This window comes from Streptomyces sp. NPDC102467, from assembly GCF_044765445.1.
Classification (GTDB): Bacteria; Actinomycetota; Actinomycetes; order Streptomycetales; family Streptomycetaceae; genus Streptomyces.
On the sequence record NZ_JBIWKA010000018.1, the window covers coordinates 62,571 to 87,876 of the forward strand.

19 protein-coding genes are annotated in these 25,306 nt (G+C 69.8%); 8 read left to right on the forward strand and 11 right to left on the reverse strand.

Going from position 1 to position 25,306, the window contains the following annotated elements; translation table 11 throughout:
- Positions 1-82: 82 nt before the first annotated feature.
- The 3 genes from ACIREE_RS33035 to ACIREE_RS33045 all read left to right on the forward strand — a co-directional run bounded on the left by ACIREE_RS33035 (position 83) and on the right by ACIREE_RS33045 (position 4,193).
- A complete protein-coding gene (locus tag ACIREE_RS33035) occupies positions 83-2,164 on the forward strand; it encodes an MMPL family transporter (RefSeq protein WP_404160499.1) in 2,082 nt (693 codons plus the stop codon).
- A gap of 181 nt (positions 2,165-2,345) precedes the next feature.
- A complete protein-coding gene (locus ACIREE_RS33040; RefSeq protein WP_404160502.1) occupies positions 2,346-3,551 on the forward strand; it encodes a cysteine desulfurase-like protein in 1,206 nt (401 codons plus the stop codon).
- Between the two features lie 75 nt (positions 3,552-3,626).
- Positions 3,627-4,193: a hypothetical protein gene (locus ACIREE_RS33045; protein ID WP_404160505.1), complete on the forward strand. Its 567-nt coding sequence runs from the start codon at positions 3,627-3,629 to the stop codon at positions 4,191-4,193.
- A gap of 38 nt (positions 4,194-4,231) precedes the next feature.
- On the opposite strand, the gene ACIREE_RS33050 is transcribed toward ACIREE_RS33045, so the two are convergent.
- The 4 genes from ACIREE_RS33050 to ACIREE_RS33065 form a co-directional block, all read right to left on the reverse strand.
- Positions 4,232-6,466: a penicillin acylase family protein gene (locus ACIREE_RS33050; RefSeq protein ID WP_404160508.1), complete on the reverse strand. Its 2,235-nt coding sequence runs from the start codon at positions 6,464-6,466 to the stop codon at positions 4,232-4,234.
- Positions 6,467-6,683: 217 nt separating this feature from the next.
- Positions 6,684-7,550, reverse strand: a complete 867-nt coding sequence (locus ACIREE_RS33055) for a carbohydrate ABC transporter permease (protein WP_404160511.1) — start codon at positions 7,548-7,550, stop codon at positions 6,684-6,686.
- Positions 7,547-8,515: a carbohydrate ABC transporter permease gene (locus ACIREE_RS33060; RefSeq protein ID WP_404160514.1), complete on the reverse strand. Its 969-nt coding sequence runs from the start codon at positions 8,513-8,515 to the stop codon at positions 7,547-7,549. The genes ACIREE_RS33055 and ACIREE_RS33060 overlap by 4 nt, the downstream gene beginning before the upstream one ends.
- A 93-nt stretch (positions 8,516-8,608) precedes the next feature.
- Positions 8,609-9,928, reverse strand: a complete 1,320-nt coding sequence (locus ACIREE_RS33065; RefSeq protein ID WP_404160517.1) for an ABC transporter substrate-binding protein — start codon at positions 9,926-9,928, stop codon at positions 8,609-8,611.
- A 271-nt stretch (positions 9,929-10,199) separates the two neighbouring features.
- Between ACIREE_RS33065 and ACIREE_RS33070 the strand changes: the two genes are divergently transcribed.
- Positions 10,200-12,611 (forward strand): glycoside hydrolase family 2 protein, encoded by a 2,412-nt coding sequence (locus ACIREE_RS33070; RefSeq protein WP_404160520.1) that lies wholly within the window; start codon positions 10,200-10,202, stop codon positions 12,609-12,611.
- A complete protein-coding gene (locus ACIREE_RS33075; protein WP_404160523.1) occupies positions 12,608-13,645 on the forward strand; it encodes a LacI family DNA-binding transcriptional regulator in 1,038 nt (345 codons plus the stop codon). The genes ACIREE_RS33070 and ACIREE_RS33075 overlap by 4 nt, the downstream gene beginning before the upstream one ends.
- Positions 13,646-13,708: 63 nt before the next feature.
- Here the strand turns inward: ACIREE_RS33075 and ACIREE_RS33080 are convergent, their stop codons facing one another.
- Positions 13,709-14,815 (reverse strand): glycosyl hydrolase, encoded by a 1,107-nt coding sequence (locus ACIREE_RS33080; RefSeq protein ID WP_404160525.1) that lies wholly within the window; start codon positions 14,813-14,815, stop codon positions 13,709-13,711.
- Positions 14,816-14,993: 178 nt separating this feature from the next.
- Between ACIREE_RS33080 and ACIREE_RS33085 the strand changes: the two genes are divergently transcribed.
- Positions 14,994-16,058: a LacI family DNA-binding transcriptional regulator gene (locus ACIREE_RS33085; protein ID WP_404160528.1), complete on the forward strand. Its 1,065-nt coding sequence runs from the start codon at positions 14,994-14,996 to the stop codon at positions 16,056-16,058.
- 96 nt (positions 16,059-16,154) lie between these two features.
- On the opposite strand, the gene ACIREE_RS33090 is transcribed toward ACIREE_RS33085, so the two are convergent.
- A complete protein-coding gene (locus ACIREE_RS33090) occupies positions 16,155-16,454 on the reverse strand; it encodes a hypothetical protein (RefSeq protein ID WP_404160531.1) in 300 nt (99 codons plus the stop codon).
- Positions 16,455-16,538: 84 nt separating this feature from the next.
- Entirely contained in the window at positions 16,539-17,603 is a 1,065-nt protein-coding gene (locus tag ACIREE_RS33095; RefSeq protein ID WP_404160534.1) for an aldo/keto reductase, read from the reverse strand.
- A gap of 145 nt (positions 17,604-17,748) precedes the next feature.
- Between ACIREE_RS33095 and ACIREE_RS33100 the strand changes: the two genes are divergently transcribed.
- On the forward strand, positions 17,749-18,354 hold the full coding sequence (locus ACIREE_RS33100; protein WP_404160536.1) for a TetR/AcrR family transcriptional regulator: 606 nt from the start codon (positions 17,749-17,751) through the stop codon (positions 18,352-18,354).
- Positions 18,355-18,531: 177 nt separating this feature from the next.
- Positions 18,532-18,891, forward strand: a complete 360-nt coding sequence (locus ACIREE_RS33105) for a DUF5133 domain-containing protein (protein ID WP_404160539.1) — start codon at positions 18,532-18,534, stop codon at positions 18,889-18,891.
- Between the two features lie 125 nt (positions 18,892-19,016).
- On the opposite strand, the gene ACIREE_RS33110 is transcribed toward ACIREE_RS33105, so the two are convergent.
- The 4 genes from ACIREE_RS33110 to ACIREE_RS33125 all read right to left on the reverse strand — a co-directional run bounded on the left by ACIREE_RS33110 (position 19,017) and on the right by ACIREE_RS33125 (position 25,276).
- Positions 19,017-22,490 carry a DNA polymerase III subunit alpha gene (locus tag ACIREE_RS33110; RefSeq protein ID WP_404160541.1) on the reverse strand — a complete coding sequence of 1,158 codons (3,474 nt, stop codon included), beginning with the start codon at positions 22,488-22,490 and terminating at the stop codon, positions 19,017-19,019.
- Between the two features lie 283 nt (positions 22,491-22,773).
- Entirely contained in the window at positions 22,774-23,343 is a 570-nt protein-coding gene (locus ACIREE_RS33115; protein ID WP_404160544.1) for a DUF6221 family protein, read from the reverse strand.
- A gap of 144 nt (positions 23,344-23,487) precedes the next feature.
- Positions 23,488-24,240 carry a GAF and ANTAR domain-containing protein gene (locus ACIREE_RS33120; protein ID WP_404160547.1) on the reverse strand — a complete coding sequence of 251 codons (753 nt, stop codon included), beginning with the start codon at positions 24,238-24,240 and terminating at the stop codon, positions 23,488-23,490.
- Between the two features lie 397 nt (positions 24,241-24,637).
- Positions 24,638-25,276 (reverse strand): chemotaxis protein CheB, encoded by a 639-nt coding sequence (locus ACIREE_RS33125; RefSeq protein WP_404160550.1) that lies wholly within the window; start codon positions 25,274-25,276, stop codon positions 24,638-24,640.
- Positions 25,277-25,306: the final 30 nt, after the last annotated feature.

Genomic DNA, 25,306 nt, shown 5'->3' on the forward strand with positions numbered 1-25,306 from the left:
GGAAGCCCCCGCTTCCCATTTAACTCAATCATTAAGATACTTTTCCGTTGAGTTTGTTTCCGCTGTCTGCCCTGGGAGAACCATGCCCCGCACCACACGAGGCGCCCGCTGGCTCGTGCCCCTCGTCCTGCTGATCGTCTGGCTTGCCGTCGGTGGCACGCTGGGGCCCTACGCCGGGCGGCTCGGAGAGGTCGCGACCAACGACCAAGCGGCGTTCCTGCCGCGCAATGCCGAGTCGACCCGGGTGATCGACGCCCAGCGCGCCTTTCAGAAGGACGAGACCCTGCCGGCGATCGTCGTATGGACCGCGGACGACAAGGGCTCCTTGAGTGCCGACCAGCAGAGCCGGGCCACCAGCGCGCTCGCCCGGCTGCGCGGGACGGCCGGGGTGGTGGGCCAGGTGTCGCCCGCGGTGCCCTCGAAGGACCGGCAGGCCCTGCAGGGAATCGTCCAGCTCCGCCCCGACCTCGGTGACGAGCTCTCTCCCACGCTCGACCGCATCGAGCGGGCGGCGGCCGGTGTCCCGGGCGCCACGGTCGCCGTCGCCGGACCGGCGGCGAACCAGGCAGACCTCTCGGGCGCGTTCGCGGGTATCGACGGACTGCTGCTCGTGGTCGCGCTGGTCATGGTCCTGGTGATTCTGCTGCTGGTCTACCGCAGCATCCTGCTTCCCTTCGTGATCATCCTCGGTGCGGTGTTCGCCCTGGGGGACGCGTGCGCCGTCGTCTATGTCCTCGCGGATCACGACGTCGTCCGCGTCGACGGGCAGGTCCAGGGGATCCTCTCGATCCTCGTGATCGGCGCGGCCACCGACTACGCCCTTCTGCTCACCGCCCGCTTCCGGGAGGAACTCGCCACCGGCACCGATCGGTTCGCCGCGATGCGGGCCGCCCTGCGCCGGTCGACCGGGGCGATCATCGCCAGTGCCGGCACCGTCGCCCTCGGCCTGCTCGCGCTGTTGCTGAGCGACCTCACCAACAACCGCGCACTCGGCCCGGTCGGCGCGATCGGCATCGTCTGCGCCGTGCTCAGCACCCTCACGTTCCTGCCCGCCGTCCTGGTGCTGCTCGGCAACGCCGCGTACTGGCCCGCGCGCCCGCGCCCCGCCGGTACCGCGAGCGGCGGCCAGGGGGTGTGGCCTCGTATCGCCCACGCGGTGAAGAAGGCGCCGCGCAAGATCTGGGCCGTCGCGCTGGGCGGACTGCTCGTGTGCGCGGCCTTCGCCCCCACCCTGGACTCCAAGGGCGTGCCGCTCGACGAGATCTTCGTCAATGACGCTCCGTCGGTCGCCGCGCAGGCGACCTTGGCCGAGCACTTCCCCGGCGGCTCCGGGAACCCGGCCGTGGTGATCGCCGACGCACGCCATCAACAGGAGGTCAGCGAGCGGGCCGAGGCGACCGAGGGCGTGGCCGACGCGGCGGCCCTGACCGAACAGGGACGGCCCGGCGGTGGTCCGGCCCGCGTCGTCGACGGCAAGGTGCGCGTGGACGTCACGCTGAAGGACCCCGCCGACAGCGACGCGGCCAAGGCGACGGTCTCCCGGCTCCGTTCCGCACTGCACGGCATCGACGGGGCCGACGCCCTGGTCGGCGGCTACACGGCGCAGCAGTACGACACCCAGCACACCGCCGAGCGCGACCGCACGCTGATCGTTCCCGTCGTCCTGCTCATCATTCTGGTCATCCTCGTCGGACTGCTCCGTTCCCTCCTCATGCCGCTGCTCCTGGTTGCGACGGTCGCACTCAACTTCCTTGCCACGCTGGGTATTTCGTCGCTCGTCTTCCAGCATGTCCTCGGCTTCACCGGCACCGACGCCTCCGTTCCGTTGTACGGGTTCGTGTTCCTCGTCGCACTCGGCGTCGACTACAACATCTTCCTGATGTCCAGGGCCCGGGAGGAATCACTGGAACACGGTGTCCGCGACGGAATCCTGCGGGCCCTCGTCGCCACAGGCGGGGTGATCACATCGGCCGGTGTCGTGCTGGCCGCGACGTTCGCCGCGCTCGGTGTCATCCCGCTCGCGTTCCTCGCGCAGATCGCGTTCATCGTGGCGTTCGGCGTGCTGCTCGACACACTGGTCGTGCGATCGCTGCTGGTTCCCGCGCTGGTGCGGGACATCGGGCCGAAGTCCTGGTGGCCCGGACGCCTGAGCCGCCGGGAGTGATGTGACGCGCTGATCGTTCGGCCTCCCGTCGGACTCGTCCTGCGGGCGCGCCGCGAAGCGCCGGCGGGACGCTGATCACAGGGCTGGAGTCGCAGGTGCGACGTGGGGTACGTCTCAGCCGTACGACGTACATGCCGCCCCGCCCCAGGCGGCCGCGTTCCCCTACCCCTGGAGTCGATTCATGCCCTTCGATGTCGCCGCGATCCGCGCACAGATCCCCGCCCTTGCCGCCGGCTCCGCCCGCTTCGACTCCCCGGGCGGCACCCAGACCCCGCAACCGGTCATCGACGCCATCGTCGCGGCGCTGACCGGACCGCTGGCGAACCGGGGGCACACCACCGAGGGCGAGCGCAACGCGGAGCGCATCGTGACCGGTGCCCGCGCGGCCCTGGCCGACCTGCTCGGCACCACGCCCGACACGGTGGTGTTCGGCCGCAGCGCCACGCAACTCGCATACGACCTGTCCCGGATGCTGGCCAAGACGTGGAACCCCGGTGACGAGGTCGTCGTCACGCGGCTCGACCACGACTCCAATATCCGGCCGTGGATCCAGGCCGCCGCATCGGCCGGCGCGCTCGTACGGTGGGCCGACTTCGACCCGGCGACCGGCGAATTGCGGCCCGAACACATCGAGGCGCAACTGTCCGGGCGCACCCGGCTCGTCGCCGTCACCGGCGCCTCCAACCTCACCGGCACGCGCCCGGAGCTGGCATCGATCGCGGCCCTGGCCCACGCGGCGGGCGCCCTGTTCCACGTGGACGCCGTGGGCTACGCCGCGCACGCCGTCGTGGACCTGGCCGCGTCCGGTGCCGACACCCTCGTCTGTTCCCCGTACAAGTTCCTCGGCCCGCACCTGGGCGTGCTGACCGGCCGGCCCGACGTGCTGGAGTCCCTGCGGCCGGACAAGCTGCTGCCGTCCAGCGACAAGGTGCCCGAGCGCTTCGAACTGGGCACTCTGCCCTATGAGTTGCTGGCCGGAGCGCACGCCGCGGTGGACTTCCTTGCGGGCCTGGACCCGGAGGCGCAGGGCAGCCGCCGCGAGCGGTTGATCGCTTCGTTCGCCGCGCTGGAGCAGCACGAACACATGCTGTCGAAGCGGCTGGAACGCGGACTCGCGGAGCTGGACGGCATCACCGTGCACGCACGCTCCACCGGGCTTGCGCCGATCCTGCTGTTCACCGTCGCAGGGCATCAACCGGCCGAGGTGTCACGGTACTTGGCCGCGCAGGGCATCGACGCGCCGTCCGGTTCCTTCTACGCCGTGGAGGCCGCCGAACGCCTCGGCCTGGGCGCCGAAGGCGGCGTACGGGTGGGGCTCGCCCCCTACAGCAGCCCGGAGGACATCGACCGGTTGCTCGCGGCCCTGGCGATGCTCGGACGATCCTGAACCCGGGGGCGAACCCGTTGGATGGTGCCGCGTTCGCAGGGTAGGCGAAAGGCCCTGACGAACGGGGGTGTCCAGGTGACGAGCACATCGTGGAACGGGGACCGGCACGAGCACCGGCGCTGGGCGGCGCGGTGGGTGCTCGTCACCCTCATGGCATCGGCGCTCCTGGGCTTCCTGGTCGGCGTGCTGCTCGCCGGCACGGACGACTGGCTGGCGTCCGGCTGCCTCACGGGCGCGATCGCGCTGGTCTGCGCGACGGTCGCTCTCGTCGTGGTCTGGCGGCAGGAGCGGAAACGGGCGCGACGCCACGGTCTCACTGCCGGGCAACTCATGCTGATCGGCCGGGCGACAGGGCGGGGCAGCCCTCCCCTGGAGCCGGAGGTGAGGCCCGCGGTACTCGCTGTCCTGGCGCGTCAGCGCAGGGCGGTCGAGCAGCAGAGAAGCAGGGCGTACCGCTGGATGCGCATCGTGATGATCCCTCTGTGGGTGGTGATGGCTTCCGTCAGTATCGCGAGCGGATCGTACGGGCCCGCCGCGCTGATGCTGGGCGGTGCCGTGCTGTTCCTGTTGGTTCCGCTGTCGTTGCGCCGTCAGGAGCGCAGGATCGACGCGGCGCAGCGATCGGTCGGCGCCGCGCGTTGACGTGAACGCGCGCGGCGCGTAGCGCGTGGCCCGGCAGTTCACCTGCCCGGCCGGTACCTCCGCTCGATGTGGCCCTTGAGGTCGTCCGGGTAGAAGTAGACCGGGCGCAGGTCGCCCTTCGCATAGCGTTCGGCCTGGTCGTTGAAGTGCGGGGAGTCGGGGTGGCCGCTCGCGCCGCCTGCCGTGACCGCCCAGGCGCGCACCCGCGGCCCGAATTCCACCACCGCCACGAAGCTGTTTCCGCTGGTGCCGTAGTAGCGCTTCGTTCCCGGGTAGGACTTGGCGCCGAACGAGGCGAGGGAGCCCCAGCGGGACGAGGCGAAGGGCACCGGGATGCTCGGTTCGGCGTCGTTGAACTGCTGGACGATCGCCGCGTCGTTGCGCTGATAGCGGTTGATGTCGCCCCAGGGCACCTTCCAGCTGCCGAAGTCCCGCACCAGCCGCTGCGTCGCGGTCCCGAGTGCTCCGAGCCGCTGTGCGTCAGTGGCGCGGTCGGCCATGTAGTCCCATACCGACAGTCCGGCCTTCGCCGCCGCCTCGGACGTGAGTGCCCACAAGTCCTCACCCCAGAACACGGCCAGTGACGTCGCGGTCGACTTCGCCGCCCAGCGGTTGTCCCAGTCGCGCAGCAGAGCGACAGGCCCCTTCAGCGTGGCCTTCTGCCCTGAGCCCGTGGGCAGTTGGTCCCAGGCCGTCACGAGCCCGGGTATCAGCCGCGCGAAGGCGGTCAGGTACGGATCGAACGCGGCGTCGATCAACGTCCGCGGGGTGAAGTCGTCGCGCGCGGACAGGACGCGGACCGCCTGCGGCCCGCGCGGGTTCTCCCCGACCTTGTCGAAGTAGCGCGGATAGTCGGCCGCCTTCGGACTGTCCGAACCGGCCGCCGTCCACGGCCAGTTGTTGGAGTTGAACGCCCAGCCGGTCTTCGGGTTCACGACGTGCGGCATGCTGTCCAGGCTGTGCAGTCCGTGCCAGTCGGTCGCCGGATCGCTGCCGTCGACGGGCTGGAGATAGTCGAAGCGATCGGCTCGCTCCGGCATGAACTGCGGCATCAGGAAGGCGATATCGCCCTTCGAGTCCGCGAACAGCGTGTTGTTCGAGCTGTTCGCCTTCAGGCCACCTACCCGGAGGTACTCCGCGTAGTTCCCCGTCGTGGTGCGCAGGAAGCTCTGCTTCAGCGCCTCGACGGGCTTGTTCATCAGCGCGCACGTGATCCACTTGCCGTCCGCCTCGCGCACGACGGGCCCGTGATGTGTGGCGAACGTCGTGAAGCCGCGCTTCTCCTGCCCCCCGTCCTCGGTACGGAACGACAGGGTGACCGTCTTCGTCGTGACGGGGCGCAGTTCGTCACCGTAACGGTAGGAGCGGGTGCCGTCGGCCGCCGTGACGATCGTCTCGGCGAACTCGTCGATGTTGTCGACGCCGCTCGTCGTGTGCATCCAGCCGGTGTCCGCGTTGAAGCCCTGGTAGATGAAGAACTGGCCCCAGGTGGCGGCGCCGTAGACATTGAGTCCTTCGCGGCTCGTCACCTGTTGTTCCGAGCGGAAGAAGAAGCTGGTGTGCGGGTTGATCAGGAGCAGCGCGTGGCCGTCCCGGGTGTGACTCGGCGCGATCGCGAAGCCGTTCGACCCCGTGGGTTCGCGCAGCACCAGGCCGCGCTCCTCGTCGGTCATCGGCACGTCCCGGCCGGCGTAGAAGGCTTCGAGCCGGCTGAGCAGCACCGACTCGATGTCGCCGCCGATGCTGCCCTCCGAGAAGCTCAACGGCATCCACGGCTCGAACCGGTCGAGCACGCGCGGACGTACTTCGGGGTGTGTCGCGAGATAGTGGTTGAGCCCGTCCGCCCAGGCGCGCATCAACGTGCGCAGCCACTCCGGGCACTTCGCGTACTCCTTCTTCAGCGTCTCCGGGTCGAGGAAGAGCCGCTGCCGCAGGTCCTGCCAGATCGCGCTCTCGCCCTCGGCCTCGGCGAGGCGGCCCAGGGAGACCAGGTAGTTCTGTTCGATCCGGTTGAAGTCGTCCTCCGCCTGCGCGTACATCATCCCGAACACCGCGTCGGCATCGGTCTCGCCCACGACGTGCGGGATGCCCCAGTCGTCCCGCGTGATCGTCACGCGGGCGGCGTGCCGGAGCCGGCGGGCCTCGTCGGACGCGGTCCGCGCCGGTGCCGCGAACGCGGTGGTGGACGGTACGCCCGCCGCGGCCGCGGCCAGCCCCGCCGCCGTACCCAGCACACGCCGCCGGCTCACCCCGGTCTTCCGCACCTGACTCACGAGTTGCTCCACCTTTCACCCGGCATCGACGGACCCTGCGGTTCACGCGGCAGGACAGCCAGACCTCCGATGACTGTTCGCACCGACAGTCCTATCCACCACAGAGCCTCCTGACAAGACCGCGATCAAGAGTGACCGGAAGGGAAGACGGTCCGCTGGAGCACCGGTCCCTGGTGATGCGGCGCCCGGTCGGGGCAGGGGCGCCGCATCGGCCTCGCTACTTCGTGGCACCTTGGGCGAAGCCGTTGTAGATGTAGCGCTGGAGGAAGAGGAAGACGAGCAGCGTCGGCAGGATCACGAGGATCGCTCCGGCGGAGATGTCCTCCCAGTGCGCGCCGAACGGGCCCTTGAAGCGGAACAGGGCGGTGGAGATCGTGCCCTTGTCCTCGGAGGGCATGTAGAGGAACGGGATGTAGAAGTCGTTGTACGTCGTGATGCCCTTGACGATGACGACGGTGGCGATCGCCGGCTTGAGCAGCGGCAGAATGATCTTGCGGTAGATGGTGAAGGTGTTCGCGCCGTCCAGCCGGGCCGCCTCGTCCAGAGAGATCGGGATTCCGCGGATGAACTGCAGGAAGATGTAGATCGACACGATGTCCGTGCCCATGTAGAGCAGGATGGGCGCCCACCGGCTGTCCACCAGGCCGAAGCTGTTGACCACTTGGAAGGTCGCCACCTGCGTCGTCACGCCGGGCACCAGCGTCGCGATCAGGAACAGCGCCATGACCGTCTTTTTGAACCGGAATTCGAAGCGGTCGATGGCGTACGCCGTCATGGAGCCGATGAGGACGGTGCCGGTGACGGAGAACAGCAGGATGAACGCCGTGTTCCCGAAGGCCGTGAGCATGTGCCCGTCGCGGAACGCCGTCGCGTAGTTGGAGAAGTTGAGCCAGTCGTCCGGGAGGCTCAACGCGCCGCCGCCGTCGGACACTTCGCGGGAGGACTTGAGCGAGGTGAGGAACACGACGGCGAGCGGCACGAGGACCACGAGCGAGCCGACGACGAGCGAGAGATACGTCAGTGTCCTGCCGAGGCGCGGGCGCCTGCGTGCGGCGGGCCGGTCGCCGGTGGTGAGCGCGGTCATACGAGGTCCACCTTGTCGTCGGGCACGAGGCGTCGCTGGATCCACGTGACGAGCAGGATGATCAGGAGCAGCACCACGGCACAGGCCGAGGCCAGGCCCGTCTTGTTGAACTGGAAGGCGAGCTTGACCGTCTGGATGACGAAGGTCGAGGTGCCGGTCGCGCCGCCGGTCATGATGTACGGGATCTCGAAGACGGCCAGCGAACCGGAGATCGCCAGGATGACGCTGAGCCCGATGACGGGCCGGATGCCCGGCGCGATGATGTGCCGGAACTGCTGCCAGCGGCTCGCGCCGTCGAGTTGCGCGGCCTCGTACAGCTCACCGGGGATCGACTGGATCGCCCCCAGGAAGAGCACGAAGTTCAGGCCGGTGTACCGCCACACGGAGACTCCGGCCAGTGAGGTGTTGGCCGACTCCGGATCTCCGAGCCAGGCGTGGTCGCCGCCGGCGCCGAACCAGGACAGGATCGAGTCGAGGGTGCCGCCGTCCTGGAAGAAGTAGAGGAAGACGAAGCCGATGGCCACGCCGTTGATCAAGTAGGGGAAGAAGAGGATCCCCTTGAAGAGGTTGCGGAAGCGCAGGTCGAAGCTGAGGATCGTGGCGAAGTAGAGCGCGATCACGATCTGCGCGGCTGACGCGGCCAGATAGTAGAAGCTGACGAAGAACACCCGGAACAGCTCGGGGCGGGTGAAGAGCTGGGTGTAGTTCTCCAGACCGGTGTAGTTCCGGTCGGGGCTGACACCGTCCCAGTCCGTGAAGCTGTAATAGATCATGTTGGCCACGGGCACGTACGTGAAGGTGACCAGCAGCGCGAGGGGTATCAGCAGGAAGAGCCACGGAGTCATCCTGCGCAGGGGATGATCGCGCCAGGACCGGGGGAGCGGGGCGCCGCGGCCGGGGCGCACCCGGACGGCAGCGGCGCGCGGACCCGGTGCTGGTGGTGCTTTCGGTGTGGTGTCGGTCATGCGGGACTGCCCTTTCGTGGTCCGCGACGGGAACGACTGGCAGACGGGGGCCCGGCCCCGGCGGGCGGCGCGGGCCCCGTACGCCTGCGCGGGTCAGTTGCCGGCGGTCGCGGCCGCTTCGCCCCAGCGCTTGTCCAGCTCGGCGAAGTAGTCCTGCAGTGAGCCCTGCTGGGCGCCGCGGGCCAGGTCGATGAGCTTTTGGCGGTAGTCCTGCTTGGAGAGACCGATCTCGGAGGCGTTGTCGATCGCGTTGACCTGCTCTGTCCTGGCTTCCGAGCGCTCGACGAGCTTGACATCGTTGTCCTGATACGGCTTGAGGACGTCGGGGAAACTCATGGCCGTCAGAGCTGAGACGCCGCCCTCCTTGGCGGCGAAGCCCGACTTCTCGGTGAACCAGTCGATCCAGGCACGAGCGGCGGGCTTGTGGTCCGAGTGCGTGTTGACGGCCAACTGGTAGTCGGAGACCAGGGTGGCGCAGAACCGGCCGTCCTTCTGGGCCGGGAACGGCATGAAGCCGATGTCGTCCGGACTCTTCCCCGCCTTCGAGGCGGCGGCGCGCATCTGGCTGACGGCCCAGGAGCCGAGCATCATGCTGCTGATCTTCCCCTGGGCCAACTGGGTCTTGGACGCTTCCCAGTTGGTGGTCGTGGGGTCCTTCTCCGACAGCTTGTCGTGGACGATGTCATAGAGGAGCGTGTCGTTGACATTGAGCTCGCTGCCGGTGTTCCACGGCTTGTCGGTCGCGGCCAGCGCGTCCCATGCCTTGCCGTCGCAGCTGACCGAGCCGACGTTGTTGGTCCAAGCGCCGCTCAGCGGCCAGCCGTCCTTGAAATTGGTGTAGTAGGGCGTCGCGTCGGTCTTCGATTTGATCCGCTTGAGGTCGTCCAGGAACTGCGCAGGGGTGGTGGGCCAGTCGCTGATGCCGGCCTTCTTCCACACCGCCTTGTTGTAGACGAAGCCGTTGGCCGTACCGAAGTTGGCGATGCCGTACGTCTTTCCGGCGACATCGGTCTTGCCGGTGAAGCGGTACGTCTTCGCCATGTCCTCGGTGGCGCCGAGCGGGGCGAAGAACTTCGGGTAGTCACCCTTGGCGATCGCCGCGGGGATCAGCAGGACGTCGCCGTAGTTCTCGGTGTTCATCCGGATCTTGACCTCCCCCTCGTAGTCGGTGATCCCCTGGAACTTGATGCTCACCTTGGGGTACGTCTTCTTGAACTCGGCGGCGTACTTCTTCATCGTGCCGTCCTGCACGAGGTCGGTGCGGTTGGTGAGCACGGTGATGGTGCCCGACACCTTGGCGGGGTCGGAGGGCGAACCGGCCGTCTCCCCCGAGGAGCTCCCTCCGCCGCCGCACCCCGCGACGGTCAGCAGTGTGGCGGCAAGCAGCCCCGCGCTCAGCGGCTTCGTCCTCATGTGCCCAACTCCTTTCAAGGGTTACGGCTCAGGCCCTGCGGGCTGACGGCACTATGTCAGCCAGTAGTGAACCGGTAAAGCCTCGATTTCCGGCGCGATACCCAATCGTTACCCGTGCTCTGCCTGTGCACCTAGCAAGTAACCGCTCCACCAGGCCTGTTGCGTAGGTCGTCGACCACTGCTGAGGACTAGACCGGTTCATGAAAGGCGAGTTAGGTTGGCGGGCGTCTCATACGAACCGGGCCCGCGTCCGTCCGATTGGAGTCGCACTATGAAGGAGACCGCCCAGCTCAGCGAGGGATGGCGTCTCGAGCACGACGGGACGCACATCCCCGCCCAGGTCCCCGGCTGCGTCCACACCGACCTGCTCGCCGCCGACCTGATCCCGGACCCGTTCATCGGGCGGAATGAGCAGGAGATCGCCTGGGTGGGCCGCCGCGCGTGGACCTATACCCGCGACCTGTCGGCGGCCCAGACGTCCGACGACACCTACGAGCGGACGGATCTGGTCTTCGAGGGCCTGGACACCGTGGCCCATGTCACCCTCGACGGCGCGGAGTTGGGTCGCACCCGCAACATGCATCGCTCGTACAGGTTCGATGTGAGCGGCCGAGCAGGGGAGTTGAGCGTCGGCTTCGCATCCGCCTACGAAGAGGCGGCCACGGTACGGGCGTTGACGGGCGAGCGGCCCAATGTCTACCCGGAGCCGTTTCAGTACCTCCGCAAGATGGCCTGCAGCTTCGGCTGGGACTGGGGCCCGACGGTGGTGACGGCGGGCATGTGGCGCCCGGTCCGGCTCGAACGCTGGTCCACCGCGCGCATCGCCCAGGTCCGCCCGCTGGTCACCGTGGAGGGAACGCGAGGACGCGTGGAACTCCGCGTCGACCTCGAACGCACCGCCACCGGCACGGACCGGAACCTCGTCGCCCACGCGACGGTGGCCGGCGTCACGGCACGCGTCGAGGTCGACAGCGACACCGCCACACTGGTGCTCGACGTCCCGGACGTCCGACTGTGGTGGCCGCGCGGCTACGGTGAACAACCGCTCTACGACATCGAGTTGACGCTGTCCGATGGTGACGGGCCGCTCGATGCCTGGCAGCACCGGGTGGGCTTCCGGACGGTCGAGATCGATCGCGACACGGACGAGCACGGCACCGGATTCACGTTCGTCGTCAATGGTGTGCCGATCTTCGTGCGCGGGGTGAACTGGATCCCCGACGACGTACTGCCCTCCCGCATCACCCCCGAGCGCTACCGCACCCGACTGGAACAGACAGCCGCCGCCAACGTCGACCTCGTCCGCGTCTGGGGCGGCGGCATCTACGAGGACGAGGCTTTCTACACCGCCTGCGACGAACTCGGCCTCATGGTGTGGCAGGACTTCCTCTTCGCCTGCTCCGCCTACCCCGAGGAACAGCCGCTGCGCGGCGAGGTCGAGGCCGAGGCCCGTGACAACGTGGTGCGCCTGATGCCGCACCCCAGCCTCGTGGTGTGGAACGGCAACAACGAGAACCTGTGGGGCTTCCGCGACTGGGACTGGGAGGGCGAACTCGCCGGCGACTCCTGGGGCGAGGGCTACTACCTCGGGCTGCTGCCGCGCGTCGTCGCCGAGCTGGACCCCACCCGCTCCTACACGGCGGGCAGCCCGTGGTCCGGCTCCTGGGACCACCACCCCAACGACCCCGACCACGGCACGTACCACTCGTGGGAGGTGTGGAACCGGCAGGACTACACGGAGTACCGGGCGAACGTGCCGCGGTTCGTCTCCGAGTTCGGCTGGCAGGCACCCCCGGCGATGGCCACGCTGCGCCGCGCCCTGCCCGGCGAGGACCTCGCACCGGACTCGCCCGGCATGCTGCACCACCAGAAGGCCGAGGACGGCAACGGCAAGCTGAACCGCGGACTCGCCCGCCACTTCGCCCTGCCCGAGGGCGACTTCGACCGCTGGCACTACCTCACCCAGGTCGTCCAGGCCCGCGCCGTCGCCACCGGCATCGAGCACTGGCGCGCGAACTGGCCGCGCTGCGCCGGTACCATCGTGTGGCAGATCAACGACTGCTGGCCCGTCAGCTCGTGGGCGGCGATCGACGGCGACGGCCGCCTCAAGCCGCTCCACCACGAACTGCGCCGCGTCTACGCCGACCGCCTGCTCACTCTGCAGCCGGCCGCCGACGGGCCCGAACTCGTCCTGGTCAATCAGGGCCCCCAGCCGTGGACCTGTGAGGTGACGCTGCGCCTGATGCGAGCCGACGGGACCGTCGCCACGCGGGTCTGCCTGGGTCTGACCGCACCGGCCCGCGAGGTCGTACGGCTGCCGGTCCCGCCGGAGGTCACACCGGTCACGGGGTCCGACAAGGAGTACCTGGTCGCCGACTCCGACGGCCTGCGCGCGCTCCACTTCGAGACGCGGGACCGGGAGTTCGCCTACCCGGAGCCCCGCTTCGAGATCGCTGTCGAAACCGTCGGCCAGGAGCGGGATACAGTCGACGTCGTGGTAACCGCCCAGACTCTCGTACGCGACCTGCTGCTGCAGGCCGACCGCATCGCACCGCACGCCCGGGCCGACCGCGGCCTGACCACTCTGCTGCCCGGCGAAAGCACCCGCATCCGCGTGCGCGGCACCCGGGGCGCCGGAGCCAACGCCATCAGGGCCGCCCTCTTCTGTGTGGAACCCGCGTGAGCACACCCACGCAGCGCGTCACCATCAAGGACGTAGCCGCCGCCGCGGGAGTTTCCAAGGGCGCCGTCTCGATCGCGTTCAACCACAAGCCCGGCCTGTCCGCGGCGACCCGGGAGCGGATCTTCGCGGTGGCCAGGGAGATGGGCTGGGCGCCGAACTCCTCCGCGCGCAGCCTCTCCCGGCGGACCACGGACACGGTCGGCCTGGCCATCTGCCGCCCGGCGCGGCTCCTCGGCCTGGAACCCTTCTACATGGAGTTCATCTCCGGCATCGAGAGCGTGCTGGCCGAGCGCTCCTGCTCCCTGCTGCTGCGCCTGGTCAGCAGCAGGGAGGAGGAGATCGAGCTGCAGCAGACCTGGTGGCGCGAGCGCCAGGTCGGCGGGTCCGTACTCGTCGACTTCGACCGGGACGACGCGCGCATCGAACCGCTCAAGGAACTGGGTATCCCCGCGGTGGCGGTCGGCCATCCCGACCTGACCGGCGGCATCCCGTCCGTGTGGACCGACGACGCCACGGCCATGGGGGAGGCCGTCCGGTACCTGGCCGCCCTCGGCCACCGCCGGATCGGACGGGTCGGCGGACCCGCGGGGCTGGGGCACAGCGCCATCCGCGAGGAGGCGTTCCGGCAGACGCTCGAGGCCTTGGGGCTCGACGGGACGCTCCAGGTGGCGACCGGTTTCGCCGGCGAGGAAGGGGCGCGGGCCACCAGGTCACTACTGCTGCGCGCCGAGCGGCCCACCGCCATCGTCTACGACAACGACATCATGGCGGTGGCCGGTCTCGGCGTCGCCGCCGAGATGGGCGTGTCCGTGCCGGCCGAGCTGTCCCTGCTGGCCTGGGACGACTCCCAGTTGTGCCGCCTCACGCATCCGACGCTGTCGGCGATGAGCCATGACGTGCACGGCTTCGGCGCGGATGTGACGCGCGTCCTCTTCGACCTCATCGAGGGCCGTACGGTCACGTCCCACCCGGTGCCCATGCCGTCCCTGACACCGCGCGCCTCCACGGCCGCCCCGCGCCTGCCCCGGCCCTGACCCGGGGTGCTGGTGTGGCCCACACCAGTCGGCGTGGGCCACACCACCACCGCTCGGCGGGCGCTACGTCAGCTTCACCTCACCCTGATTGAGGACGCGCGGGTGGAAGTAGCCGGCCTGGAGCTCGGCATTGGTGTTGTTCCCCCGTAGCTGCTCCGACCACATCATGAAGTAGGCCCAGCGGGTCTGGCTGTCGAGCAGGGAGGCATTGGGGATCTTGCCCATCTCGGCCAGCGCGATCGGCTTGCCGGCCGCGATGGTCTGCAGCTGCTGGTAGTCGGACGAGCTCGGATAGTTCTTGTACCAGACGTCGAGCGAAGCGACGTCGACGTAGCCGGCGCCGGGGTAGTAGGTGGACCAGCCGCCCGCCGGGTTGTCCTGGACGTTCCACACCCAGATCAGGTTGTCCAGGCCCTTGGCGGCGAGATAGTCGTGGGTGATCCGGTAGAGCCGCGCACTGCCGTTCGTCCCCGGGCGGTGACCCCACCAGTTCCACGACTCGTTCATCTCGTGCAGCGGCCGGAACAGGACGGGCACGCCCGCTGCCTTCAACTGCTGCATGTACGGGACCACTTCGTCGAGCCGGCGCTTCCAGGCGGTGTTCAACGCCGTGCCATCGGTGACGACCTGAGTGAACTGCGCGTCCGTGATGGCGGACTTGACGCCGCCTTCGAACTCGCACGAGCTGCCCATGGTCGGCGGGCAGACGTGCCAAGTCAGCGCCACCAGCGAGCCGTTGGCCCACTCGGTCTTCGCCTGGTCGATGACGCGCTGCCGATCGGCCACGTCCTCGGCGCGGAACATCAGGTCGCCGCCCCACAGGCCCGGGTACTGCCCGGTGACGTCCTTGACCTGCTGGGTGTACTGGCCCGGATTGCTCGCGGGCTCCTTGTTGTGCTGACCGGAGACGATGTTCGAGCCGGTGATGGAGCGCAGGTAGTCGAGCACCTGCTGTTTCGAACGGGCGGGAAACGCCTGCGCGTCGGGGGCCGGAGCCAGCGCCACGAGTGCGCAGGCGAGCAGGGCGATGAGCAGCGCGGTGCCACGCGCTGGTGTCTTGGGCCGAGGTGTTCTGTGCAGCGATGTTCTATGCAGCGATGTTCTATGCAGTGGTGTTCCGTGCAGTGGTGTTCCGTGCAGTGGTGTTCCGTGCAGTGGTGCTCCGTGCATGGGGCAGTCCTTTCCCTGAAGGGTGGGGCACCGAGGACCGTGCCGGCGGGACACTTTGCACACGCTGGACATCGTTGTCTAGACGTTGAGCAAGTTAAGTAAAGGGCCAGTAATAAAGGAAGTTGGGCCTGGAGAGGCAGGGAAATAGCGAACTCGACCGGTCTATGGTGATGCCCCTATGAGCGAGCCACGGGTGACCATCAAAGACGTCGCGGCCCGCGCCGGGGTCTCGCGGGCCGCCGTGTCCCTGGCGTTCAACGAGAAGCCGGGCGTGTCCGACGCGACGCGCGCCCGGATCCTGCGGGCCGCCCGGTCCCTGGGGTGGCAGCCGAACCGTTCGGCGCGCGCCCTCGCCCGGCAAGGGGTGGGCGCGATCGGGCTCGCCATCCGTCGGCCCGCGCGTCAACTCGGCCTGGAACCCTTCTACATGGAGTTCATCTCCGGCCTGGAGAGCGTCGTCTCGGACCACTCCGGCGCACTGCTCTTGCGCCTGGTGAAGAGCGTGGACGAGGAGATCGGGCTACAGAGCCGCTGGTGGCGTACCGGGCAGATCGTCGGCTCGGTCCTGGTCGACTTCCGCGAACACGACCCGCGCGGGCCTGTCCTCGCCCGGCTCGGGCTGCCCGCCGTCGCGGTCGGCCACCCCTCGCTGACACGACCGTTCCCTTCGTTGTGGACCGACGACGCCACGGCCGTCGGGGAAGCGGTGCGCTATCTGGCGGCGTTGGGGCACACCGCCATCGCCCGCGTGGGCGGCGCCCCGGAGCTGGGGCACACGGCGATCCGCCGCGCCGCGTTCACCGCGGCCATGGGCGAACTGGGGCTCGGCGCGGGGCAGCAGAGGGACACGGACTTCTCCGGCGAATCGGGGGCCAGGGCCACGCGCTCGCTGCTGACCACCGTGCGCCGGCCCACGGCGGTCATCTACGACAACGACCTGATGGCCGTCGCCGGGCTGTCCGTGGCCGCCGAGATGGGCCTGCGTGTCCCCGCCGATCTCTCCCTGCTGGCCTGGGACGACTCCCAGCTGTGCCGGCTGACGCACCCGGCGCTCTCCGCGATGAGCCATGACATTCACGCCTTCGGAGCCGACGTGGCCCGCACGCTCTACGACATCCTGAAAGGCCAGCGCGTCACGGCCCGCCCGGTGCCGACCCCCACTCTCACCCCGCGCGGCTCCACGGCGGCTCCCTGCGCGACAGGAACGGCGCGGGGGCGGTCTGACACTCCCCAGTGCTATTGACCGCCCCCGCAGCACATCCTGTTGTTATGTGTCCCCGAACGTGTCGGCTACTCCTGCGATGAGGGGCGTACAGATGTGTCGCTGATCACTACCGGGTCAGGTGGCCAGTTCGCGGACGGTGTCGGCCATGCGGCTGAAGCGGGTGACGCTTTCTCCCTGGCCGTTCTCCTCCCCGGCCAGGATGCACAGCACCAGCAGGACCTGGCGCAGTTGCCCGAGCAGGGCGAGGGACAGCGGCAGGGCGGGGGAGTGCGGAAAGTCCATCCGGAGGCGCTCGAGTTGGGCGTGGACGGTGCGGGCGTCCTCGTGGTTCCGGGCGAGCCCGTATTCGAGCAGGGTGCAGATGGCCGTGACAGTGCGCTGCGGGGTGGCGATCAATCGCTCATCGGTCGGCATAGCTCACGGATAAGCCGGATTTCCGCGGTCGGCAACCGGGCGGGCGGTCGTCGACCCGGCCGCACAGGGGTGTGGCCGGGTGATTCAGAGGGCTCTCAGGGACTCGGAGTGCCGACGGCGGCGGCGCGCCGGGTCGGCGAGGACGGCCGCGCCGTAACCGGCGTCTTCAGGGTTGAGGTCGGTACCGGGCGCCACGACGCGGTCGATACGGTCCAGCACGGCGGGTTCCAGGACGATGTCCGCGGCGCTCAGCTGGCTCCGGAGGTGCTCCATGGTGCGGGGGCCGATGATCGCGGCGCTGACTGCCGGATGTGTGGTGACGAACGCCAGCGCCAGTTGGATCAGTGTCAGGCCCGCTTCGGCGGCGACGGCGGCGAGCTCGGTGGCGGCGTCGAGTTTCGCCTGGTTGCCGGGGATGTCCAGGTCGTAGTGGGAGAGCGTGGTGCGGAACGGCATGGTCCCTGTGCGGTGACTGGACAGGCGGGCGGCGTCGCGGTGCCAGCGGCCCGACAGCCAGCCCCCGGCCAGCGGGCTCCAGGCGAGCACCCCCATGCGGTACGTCTCGCACGTGGGCAGGACGTCGGCCTCGACGCCGCGGGCGAGCAGGGAGTACGGCGGCTGTTCGCAGACGAAGCGTTCGCGCCCGCGCCGGTCCGCGGTCCACTGCGCCTGCACGATCGTCGAGGGGGCGAAGGTCGAGGACCCCGCGTAACGGATCTTGCCCGTACGGACGAGGTCGGAGAGCGCGCCCAGGGTCTCGTCGAGGTCCGTGTCGGGATCAGGGCGGTGTACCTGGTACAGATCGATGTGGTCGGTGCCCAGACGGCGCAGGCTCGCCTCGCAGGCCCGGACGATCCAGTGCCGCGACGCGCCGCGCTCGTTGCGGCCGGGGCCCATGGGGCTCGACACCTTGGTGGCCAGGATGACGTCGTCGCGCCGCCCGGCGATCGCCTTCCCGACGATGCGCTCGGACTCGCCGCCCGAATACACGTCGGCCGTGTCGATGATGTTGACCCCGGTGTCGAGGGCCGTGCGGATGATGCCGAGGCCTTCGTCGAGGTCGGAATTGCCCCACGGGCCCAACATCATCGCGCCCAGACAGAGCGTGCTGACATGGACTCCTGTACTGCCCAGCGTGCGGTATTGCATGATCCGGGGCCCTTCCTGAGGTTGCGCCGCCGCAGGTAGCGGCTCGGCGTCCGGCTGCTACCGTCACCGATAAGCGGAGCCGAATCCGTTTGACCGACAGTAAGCGGAGCCTGCTCCGCTTGGCAAGGCCGAGGAGGCAACCCCCATGCCTGATCCGAACGTCCGGCGGATCCGGGCCGACGCGCGGGCCAACGAGGACAAGCTGCTCGCCGCGGCCGCCCAGGCCTTCACCCGGGACGGCGCCGCCGCGACCCTGAAGCAGATCGCGAAGGACGCGGGGGTGGGGATCGGCACCCTGTACCGACGCTTCCCGAGCCGTGAGCAACTCGTCGATGCCACCTATCGCTACGAGACGGCCCGGCTCGCGGCGCACGCGCCTGACCTCCTCGCGGAGTTGCCCGCGGACCGGGCTCTCCGGGAGTGGATGTCGCTGGTGCTGGACTACATCGCCACCAAGCACGGCATGGCCGACACGCTCAACAGCCTCCTGCAAGGAGACGCGGGGCTGAGTTCGCAGACGCGCGAGCACATGACCGGTGCGCTCGAGGAGTTCCGCCGTGCGGGGATCGCGCAGGGCGTGATCCGGGAAGACGTTCCTGCCGCCGACCTTCTCATGGCCCTGGCGGGCGTCACCCTCTCGGCCGGAACCGGCCGGCAGCGCGAGCAGGCGGAGCGGTTGCTCGACCTGCTCATGGACGGCCTCACCCGCGAGGGAGGCTGGCGCGCGGAGGTGGAGGGGTCCGTGCGATGACCGCAGAGAACCCGTGCGATGACCGCAGAGAACGCGTAAGACGACCGCAGAGAACCCTTGAGACGACCGAAAAGAAAAGGTCGAAAGACCCGCTTTTGAGGGGTCTCCGACGGAGCAGACGGTAGCTCAGGAAGGGCTTCGGGGTCCGGGATGCCGGACGGTGCTAGGAGATCGCAAATGTTGCTTCCCACGGCTCGTGACCTGCGTAGGGCGTTGACGCGTTACGCCGAGGCGGTCATCGAGGACGAGCGTTTCCCCACGACCGCCACGGCGCGGGAACGCGAGGACCGCGCGTACACGCTCTGCGTCATGACCGGGGCCGCCGAGGTTGCCGGGGCGCTGCACGCGGCGGATGCCCTTTTGGAACGGCGCGGCGCGCGAGTGCGGCGTGCGACGCGGTTGCCCGGGGGGCCTCCGCTGGAGACAGTGCTTCCGCTGGAGACAGTGCGCGGTGGCCGTGTCGGCACGCCGAAGGATGTGCCGCCCATGGTCACGCGGACGCCCGCGTCCGCGCACCGCGTCAACGATGCGGCGTGATCCTGTGAGGTGGCGCTTGCGGGCCTGGCTGAAGACCGTGGTCACCTGGGACCGGCCGGAGGATGCGGCGGACCGTCTCTCCTGAACAGCGGGCCCGCACCTGATGGTCGTCGTGGCCGTCGTGGTCATCCGGCGCTCCCGGGGGAGCGGTAGCCCAAGCGGCGCAGGTCGGCGGAGCGGCCGCCGGCGGGTTGCAGGTCGGCCCACGCGCCGATCTTGGCTCCGGCGGTGCCGTCCCGCAGGACACGCCCCTGCGCTGCCCGGCTGCCGGTGGCCGACCGGTCGTCGGCGGGTGTGGGCGCGGTGCTGTCGCGTCCGAGGAGGTCGAGGGCGGCTTGCGGACCGCGGTCGCGACGGGCGGCCGCGACGGTTTCCAGGTCCCAGACCCTCTCGCCGACGACGGTGCGGCGGGGGCCGCGGGCCTCGACGGTGCCGCGGACCAGGAGGAGCCCGGAGTGGAAGATGGTGTGGGCACAGGCGTCGTGCGAGTCCTCGAAGAAAGCGAGGTCGACGAGGCCGGCCCCGTCTTCGAGCGTCACGAAGATGACCCGCTTGCCGGACGGGATGGGCGGCGTCTGCGTGGACGCGCGCACCCCGGCGACCAGGACTTTCTGGCCGGGACGCAGACGCCGCAGATGGGTGGCGTCGGTGGCGCCGAGTTCGCGCAGCAACCGGTGGTGGTGCTCCATGAGGTGCCGGGAGACGTCGATGGACAGAACATCGAGTTCGGCGCTCATCCGCTCACGGCTGGACAGTTCCCGCAGTCCGCTGGGCTCGGAGGTGACGAGTTCGCCGCCGAGGGCGAGTTGCCCGTCGGCGGTGGTGCGGTTGCGGGCGTGCCGGTGCAGTTCACGGGCCTGCAGCAGGAGGTCGCGGCGCGTCAGGTCTCCCTTGACGGTATCCAGCGCGCCGATCCGGATGAGCCGTTCGGCGATCGGCAGCGAGGGTCTCGCACGCTGCCAGAGATCCTGCAGGCCGGCGTACGGCTGGTGGGAGGCGATGCGTGCGGCCTCGGCCTCGCTCATGCCCTTCACCGTGGACAGGGCGAGGCGCACGCCCCAGCCGCGGTCGGTGGCTTCGACCTGGTGCCCTGGCCGTGAGCGACTGATGTCGACCGGCAGGACGGGCACGTGGTGGCGGCGGGCGTCGGCGACGATGACCCGCATCGGCCACATCCCCGGATCGTGCTCGAGCAGCCCGGCGTACAGGGCGGCGGGATGGTGGGCCTTGAGCCACGCCGACTGCACGGCGGGCACGGCGAACGCGACCGCGTGCGCACGGCAGAACCCGTACGCGCCGAATTCCTTGACGATGTTCCAGACCTCGTCGACGACCGTAGGGGTGTAGCCGCGCTCGACGGCCGCGCCCTTGAACCAGGCCTCCACACGGGGCAGACGTTCGCGGTCGGCCAGGGCGCGGCGGGCGACGTCGCCTGCGGCCCGGTCGCAGCCGGTCATCCTCGCGAGGATCGCGATGATCTGCTCGTGCCAGATCACCACCCCGTTCGTGTCGTCCAGGATCGGCACCAGGTCGGGGTGCGGATAGTGCGGCGGTGCGCCGTGCCGGGCCGCGATGAACCGCGCGGGCATACCGCCCCGGACCGGTCCGGGGCGGAAGAGGCTGATGTCGGCGATGACGTCCTGCATGTGCCGCGGCTGGAGCCGCCCCACGAGGTCCATCTGGCCGGGGGACTCGATCTGGAAGCAGCCGAGTGTGTCCGAACGCCGGATCATCTCGAACGTCCGCTCGTCGTCAAGAGGGACGTGGTCGGGGTTGTCGAGGTCGAGCTGGCGGCCGGTGACGCGACGGATCTCGTGCACCGCGTGGGCCATCGCGGACTGCATCCGCACGCCGAGCACGTCGAGTTTGAGCAGGCCGAGGTCTTCTACGTCTTCCTTGTCGGCCTGCACCATGGGGTAGTCGCCACCGGGAGTGGGCTGTACCGGGAGTCGGTCCAGCAGCGTGATGTTGGACAGGATCACGCCGCACGGGTGCATCGCGTAGCCGCGCACGAGCGCGTCCAGGCCTTCCGCGAGTTCGAAAAGCGGGCCGAACTCGGCTTGCCGTGCGGCGAGTTGGCGTAGTTCGGGCAGCTCGGCGAGTGCGGATCGGATGTCACAGGCCCGGATGTGCGGGAAGCTCTTGGCGATCATGTCGACGGTCTGTGGCGCGATCCCCAGGGCGAGACCGGTGTCGCGCAGTGCGTGCCGGGCCCGGTAGGTCTCGGGCATGCCGGTCACCGCGACCCGCTCCGAACCGAACCGTTCGAAGACGCGGTCGTAGACCTCCAGGCGGCGCGCGGACTCCACATCGACATCGATGTCCGGCAGTTTCGTCCTGCGCTCGGACAGAAAACGTTCGAACAGGAGCCGGTGTTCGAGGGGGTTCGCCGTCGCTACGAACAGGCTGTGGTTGACCATCGACCCGGCCCCTGACCCGCGGGCGGCGACCCGGATGCCCATCGCCCGTACGTCCGCGACGACTTGGGCGACGGCGAGGAAGTAGCCCTCGAAGCCGAGCCGGCCGATGACATCGAGTTCGTGGTCGAGCTGCTGGGCCGCGCCCCTGTCACGGTCCAGGCCGCGAGCGGCCATGCCCGCCTCGCAGCGCAGGCGCAACAGCCGCATCGCCCCGCCCCGCTCCCGGTCCGCGCCGACCACGTGCGGTTCGGGGAAGTGCTGCGCGCCCAGGCCGAGATCGCGCACCGGATCCACGGCGCAGGAAGCCGCGGTCTCCTCCGTCTCGGCGAGCAGCGCCGCTGCCCGCTCGGGCCCGTGCCCTGCGGCCTCCGCGATGCGCGCGGCGACCGCGGTCATCTCCGTCGGACCTTTCAGCCACCGCTCGCCGCCGTCGAGGGCGCGGCGGTCGATGGGGCGCAGGAGTCGCGCCGCGTCCAGTACGTCGGCCAGCCGGTGCTGGCCGGGATCGGCGTAGCGGACGGCATTGGACACGATGACGGGCACTTTGCACCGGTCGCCGAGTTGCACGGTCCGCCCGGCCAGCCGCAGGGAGCCGGGACCGGTCCCGGTGTGCCCCAGCTGGACGGCCTCCAGGCGCAGGCCCGCACCGGCCACCACCTGCCAGGGCGCGAGCAACTGCTCCGCCACATCAGGACGCCCCGCCATGAGTGCCCGTACCGGCTCCGATGCGGGACCGAGCAGCACCAGCAGATCGTCGCCGAGGTGCTCCTGCAGCACCGGCCAGGCCGCCACGGGCACTCCGTCCTCGGGCGCGGCGTGCGCGGCGGAGACGATCCGGCACAGATGCGCCCATCCGGCCGCCGACTGAGCCAGCAAGGTCACCCGGAACCGCGCCTCCACCACGTGCGCGCCGCCGCGCACCGGTGTCCGCCCACGACTCGCCGGTCCCGGTGCGGGGGCGGCAGGGGCTACTCCGATGTCCACCCCGAAGATCGGCCGGACATCGGCGGCGACCGCGGCCTTGGCGAATCGGACCGCTCCGGCCACGGTGTCCCGGTCGGTCAGCGCGAGCGCGGTGACGCCTCGCTCGGCGGCGCGTCGGACCAGGTGGTGGGGGAGGGCGGCGCCGTAGCGGGCGGAGTAGCCCGAGGCGGTGTGGAGGTGGACCGATCCGGACATCCGGGCCACCTCCGATCACATCAGTCACGATTCAAGCCAGATGGCTGGATCTGTCACCAATGTATCGAACGTAATTCGAACACCGCGACTGTGCGGCCCCCCCCGGGGCTACGGGTGGGCTACAGGCGGGCTTCAGAGGAGAACAGGCCGACGGGCCCGACGAGCGGCAGCTCTTTCGGGTGCGCGGCCTTCGTAGCGGAGCGGTTCGTCAGGGACGACGGTTCGTCAGGGACGACGGTTCGTCAGGGACGACGGTTCGTAGGGGATGACGGTTCGTAGAGGATTACGGCCGCCATTCCTCCTGCCACAGCCCGTGCAGCTCGTAGCGCAGGGCGAGGGCCTTCAGGTTCAGCAGGGCGGCCAGTTCGTTGTGCGGCCAGGCGGCAGCGCTGTGGTCGGCTTCGCGGATCGTGGTCTCGCTGGTGCGGGCGACGGTCCTGCGGACCGCGATGTCCTGGAGCGTGCGGTGCGGCGCGCGGCAGGAGCAGCGGCAGCGGCGATGGTCGGGCGCGTCGGCCGGCGTGCATCCGGCTTCGTGGAAGAGGTCCGCGGCGGTCGCTTCCTCGTCCAGGCGGGCGCGCACGAAAGCGACCAGGGCGGCGAGCCGCATGGCAGAGGCCGTGCTGCCGAGCGGAGACGCGCTGGGCCGGGCGGGTTCGCCCACACCGTTCTCGCCGTGGCGCTGGGGATGGCGGCGCCGTAGGTCGGCGCGGATCTGCGCGGCCTGCAGCCGGATCTGTACCGCCTCGAACCGCACCTGGCGGGCCTTGGCAGTCGCGTCCCGCGCTTTGCGGCGCAGCTGCTCGCAACGCTCGAAGGTATCGGCAACCCTCAGGTTCGTCGGGCTGGGCATCGTGCCTCCTGACACATCACTCGCATCCCGTGCCGCTGCCACCGGACGGCGAGGTCCGGGTCCCTGCTGCGTCACCGTCCGGGGCGGCCGTGCGCCGAAGGTGATCCGAATCGCGGGACAGGACCTCGCGCGCACGGTACGTCCTCAGTCGGCCGACGCGCCGCGGCCCGGCGGACGCGCGACAGGCGTCGGCCGGGGGAGGCCCTGTTGGTCGATGACCTCTTGGGCGACGGTGCTCAGCGGCAGACGGTGGTGGCGCGCGTGGCGGCGCAGGGCGTCGAAGGCGTCGGAGGGAGAGATGCCGCGCCGGGCGGCGAGAAAGCCTTTGGCCTGTTCGATGAGGACGCGGCTGTGCAGGGCGGTCTGGAGCTGTTCGTTGACGGTGTCGGCCAGCTGGAGGGTACGGGCGTGGAGCAGCCCGATGGCGGCCGCGTCGGCGAACGCCTGGGCCAGAGCCAGGTCGGCGGCGGGCAGCGGGGTGTCGGCCGTGCGCAGGAGCAGCAGGCTGCCGAGAATCTCCTGCCGCGCCCGCAGGGGTACGGCACAGGCATAGGCACAGCCGGCGGCGCGGGCCCGGGTGGTGAAGTCGCGCCAGGCGGCGGGCGCACCGGCGAGGTCGCCGGGGGCGACGGCGGCGCCGCTGCGGTACGCGTCGGCGGCAGGGCCCTGGTGCACGGCGACCTCCAGCACCGAGGCCAGCGCGGGACCGGGATCGCTGGGCACCGGGCTGTACAGGGGTGGACCCGGGTAGGCCAGCAGCACCGCGGCGTCGGAGATATCGAGGATGTCGCGGCAGCGGACGGTCAGCTGCTGCAGGAAGTCAATGACGTCGAAGCCGTCCGCCAGAGTGTCGGCCAGCTCCACGAAAGTCTGGGTGATCTTCTCTTCCCTGCTCATCCCTACTCCTAGAGGTGCCGATACGGACCGCGTGCCCGTCCTACGGAACAGTCGTTCATGGGGGCGGCATTGCCGGGGCCGCGCGGGCGGACCCGGCCAGGAGCCGTTTGGAGAAGGCCACTTGGGCCCGCGGCAGGGGCGGACCCTCGCCCGCCGGAACGCCGAGTCGGCGGCCAAGTGCCCGGCCCGGCATCTCGCTTCAGGCCGATACAGACCCCGGGCTCCATCACTGTGCCTCCCACCGACGGGCATACGGGCTCACGAGGGCAGCCACGTTCCGTGTCCGAAAAGGCTACTCGCCGTCGGCCTGGCGGGCCCAGCTCTTGACCAAAGCGAACGCTGTCCGAGCGGAACGAGAGACGCACCGCGTCGAGACGCCGCCCCTGGGCCTGGCTTCCTAGGCAGAAGGGCAGGGCCCGGGGGCAGCGATTCCGTGGGGGTCTCCCTGGACGATCCGGGTGATGGCTGGTCCGATCGCGGTGAGGGGGAGCACGAAGTCCACCCGCCTCGTTCTGATCGCGGCCTTGGGCATGCCGCGGAACGGGGCGCTCTCAGGGTCCTGCACGATGACCGTGCCACCGTGCGCCTTGACCTCTTCCACTCCCTGGGCGCCGTCACCGTCCGAGCCGCTGAGCACGCAGCCGATGACCCCGGCTCCGAACGCCTTCGCCGCCGACTCGAAGAGCGGATCGGCCGCCGGCCGGGCGAAGTTGACCCGACCCTCATGGGTGAGCGACAGGACGCCGCCCTGCCGCACGCAGAGGTGGCGGTCGGGTGGGGCGATGTAGACGGTCCCGGCCCGGGGGACCTGCCCGTCCTCGGCCAGCGTGACCGTGAGCGCGGTCGCACGTGACAGGATGTCGACGATGCTCGTCTCGCGGGAGCGGTTCAGATGCTGAGCCACCAGCACCGGTACGGGCAGAGTGGCGGGCAGCCCGCCCAGCAGCACGGTGAGGCCCTCGACACCTCCGGCAGAGGAAGCGATCAGCACTGCCTCCCACTGGTTGTGGTCATCGTCCCGGTGGTGTGTCTGCACTGACGAAGAGTAACGCGTCCGCCCGGCCGA

Bases quoted from the DNA above. Each gene is read 5' to 3' on its own strand.
- ACIREE_RS33060 (WP_404160514.1), bottom strand. From the start codon at position 8,515: ATGACCGACACCACACCGAAAGCACCACCAGCACCGGGTCCGCGCGCC.
- ACIREE_RS33110 (WP_404160541.1), bottom strand. From the start codon at position 22,490: ATGTCCGGATCGGTCCACCTCCACACCGCCTCGGGCTACTCCGCCCGC.
- ACIREE_RS33115 (WP_404160544.1), bottom strand. From the start codon at position 23,343: ATGCCCAGCCCGACGAACCTGAGGGTTGCCGATACCTTCGAGCGTTGC.
- ACIREE_RS33035 (WP_404160499.1), top strand. From the start codon at position 83: ATGCCCCGCACCACACGAGGCGCCCGCTGGCTCGTGCCCCTCGTCCTG.
- ACIREE_RS33085 (WP_404160528.1), top strand. From the start codon at position 14,994: ATGAGCGAGCCACGGGTGACCATCAAAGACGTCGCGGCCCGCGCCGGG.
- ACIREE_RS33080 (WP_404160525.1), bottom strand. From the start codon at position 14,815: ATGCACGGAGCACCACTGCACGGAACACCACTGCACGGAACACCACTG.
- ACIREE_RS33120 (WP_404160547.1), bottom strand. From the start codon at position 24,240: ATGAGCAGGGAAGAGAAGATCACCCAGACTTTCGTGGAGCTGGCCGAC.
- ACIREE_RS33105 (WP_404160539.1), top strand. From the start codon at position 18,532: ATGTTGCTTCCCACGGCTCGTGACCTGCGTAGGGCGTTGACGCGTTAC.
- ACIREE_RS33070 (WP_404160520.1), top strand. From the start codon at position 10,200: ATGAAGGAGACCGCCCAGCTCAGCGAGGGATGGCGTCTCGAGCACGAC.
- ACIREE_RS33040 (WP_404160502.1), top strand. From the start codon at position 2,346: ATGCCCTTCGATGTCGCCGCGATCCGCGCACAGATCCCCGCCCTTGCC.
- ACIREE_RS33100 (WP_404160536.1), top strand. From the start codon at position 17,749: ATGCCTGATCCGAACGTCCGGCGGATCCGGGCCGACGCGCGGGCCAAC.
- ACIREE_RS33065 (WP_404160517.1), bottom strand. From the start codon at position 9,928: ATGAGGACGAAGCCGCTGAGCGCGGGGCTGCTTGCCGCCACACTGCTG.
- ACIREE_RS33095 (WP_404160534.1), bottom strand. From the start codon at position 17,603: ATGCAATACCGCACGCTGGGCAGTACAGGAGTCCATGTCAGCACGCTC.
- ACIREE_RS33090 (WP_404160531.1), bottom strand. From the start codon at position 16,454: ATGCCGACCGATGAGCGATTGATCGCCACCCCGCAGCGCACTGTCACG.
- ACIREE_RS33055 (WP_404160511.1), bottom strand. From the start codon at position 7,550: ATGACCGCGCTCACCACCGGCGACCGGCCCGCCGCACGCAGGCGCCCG.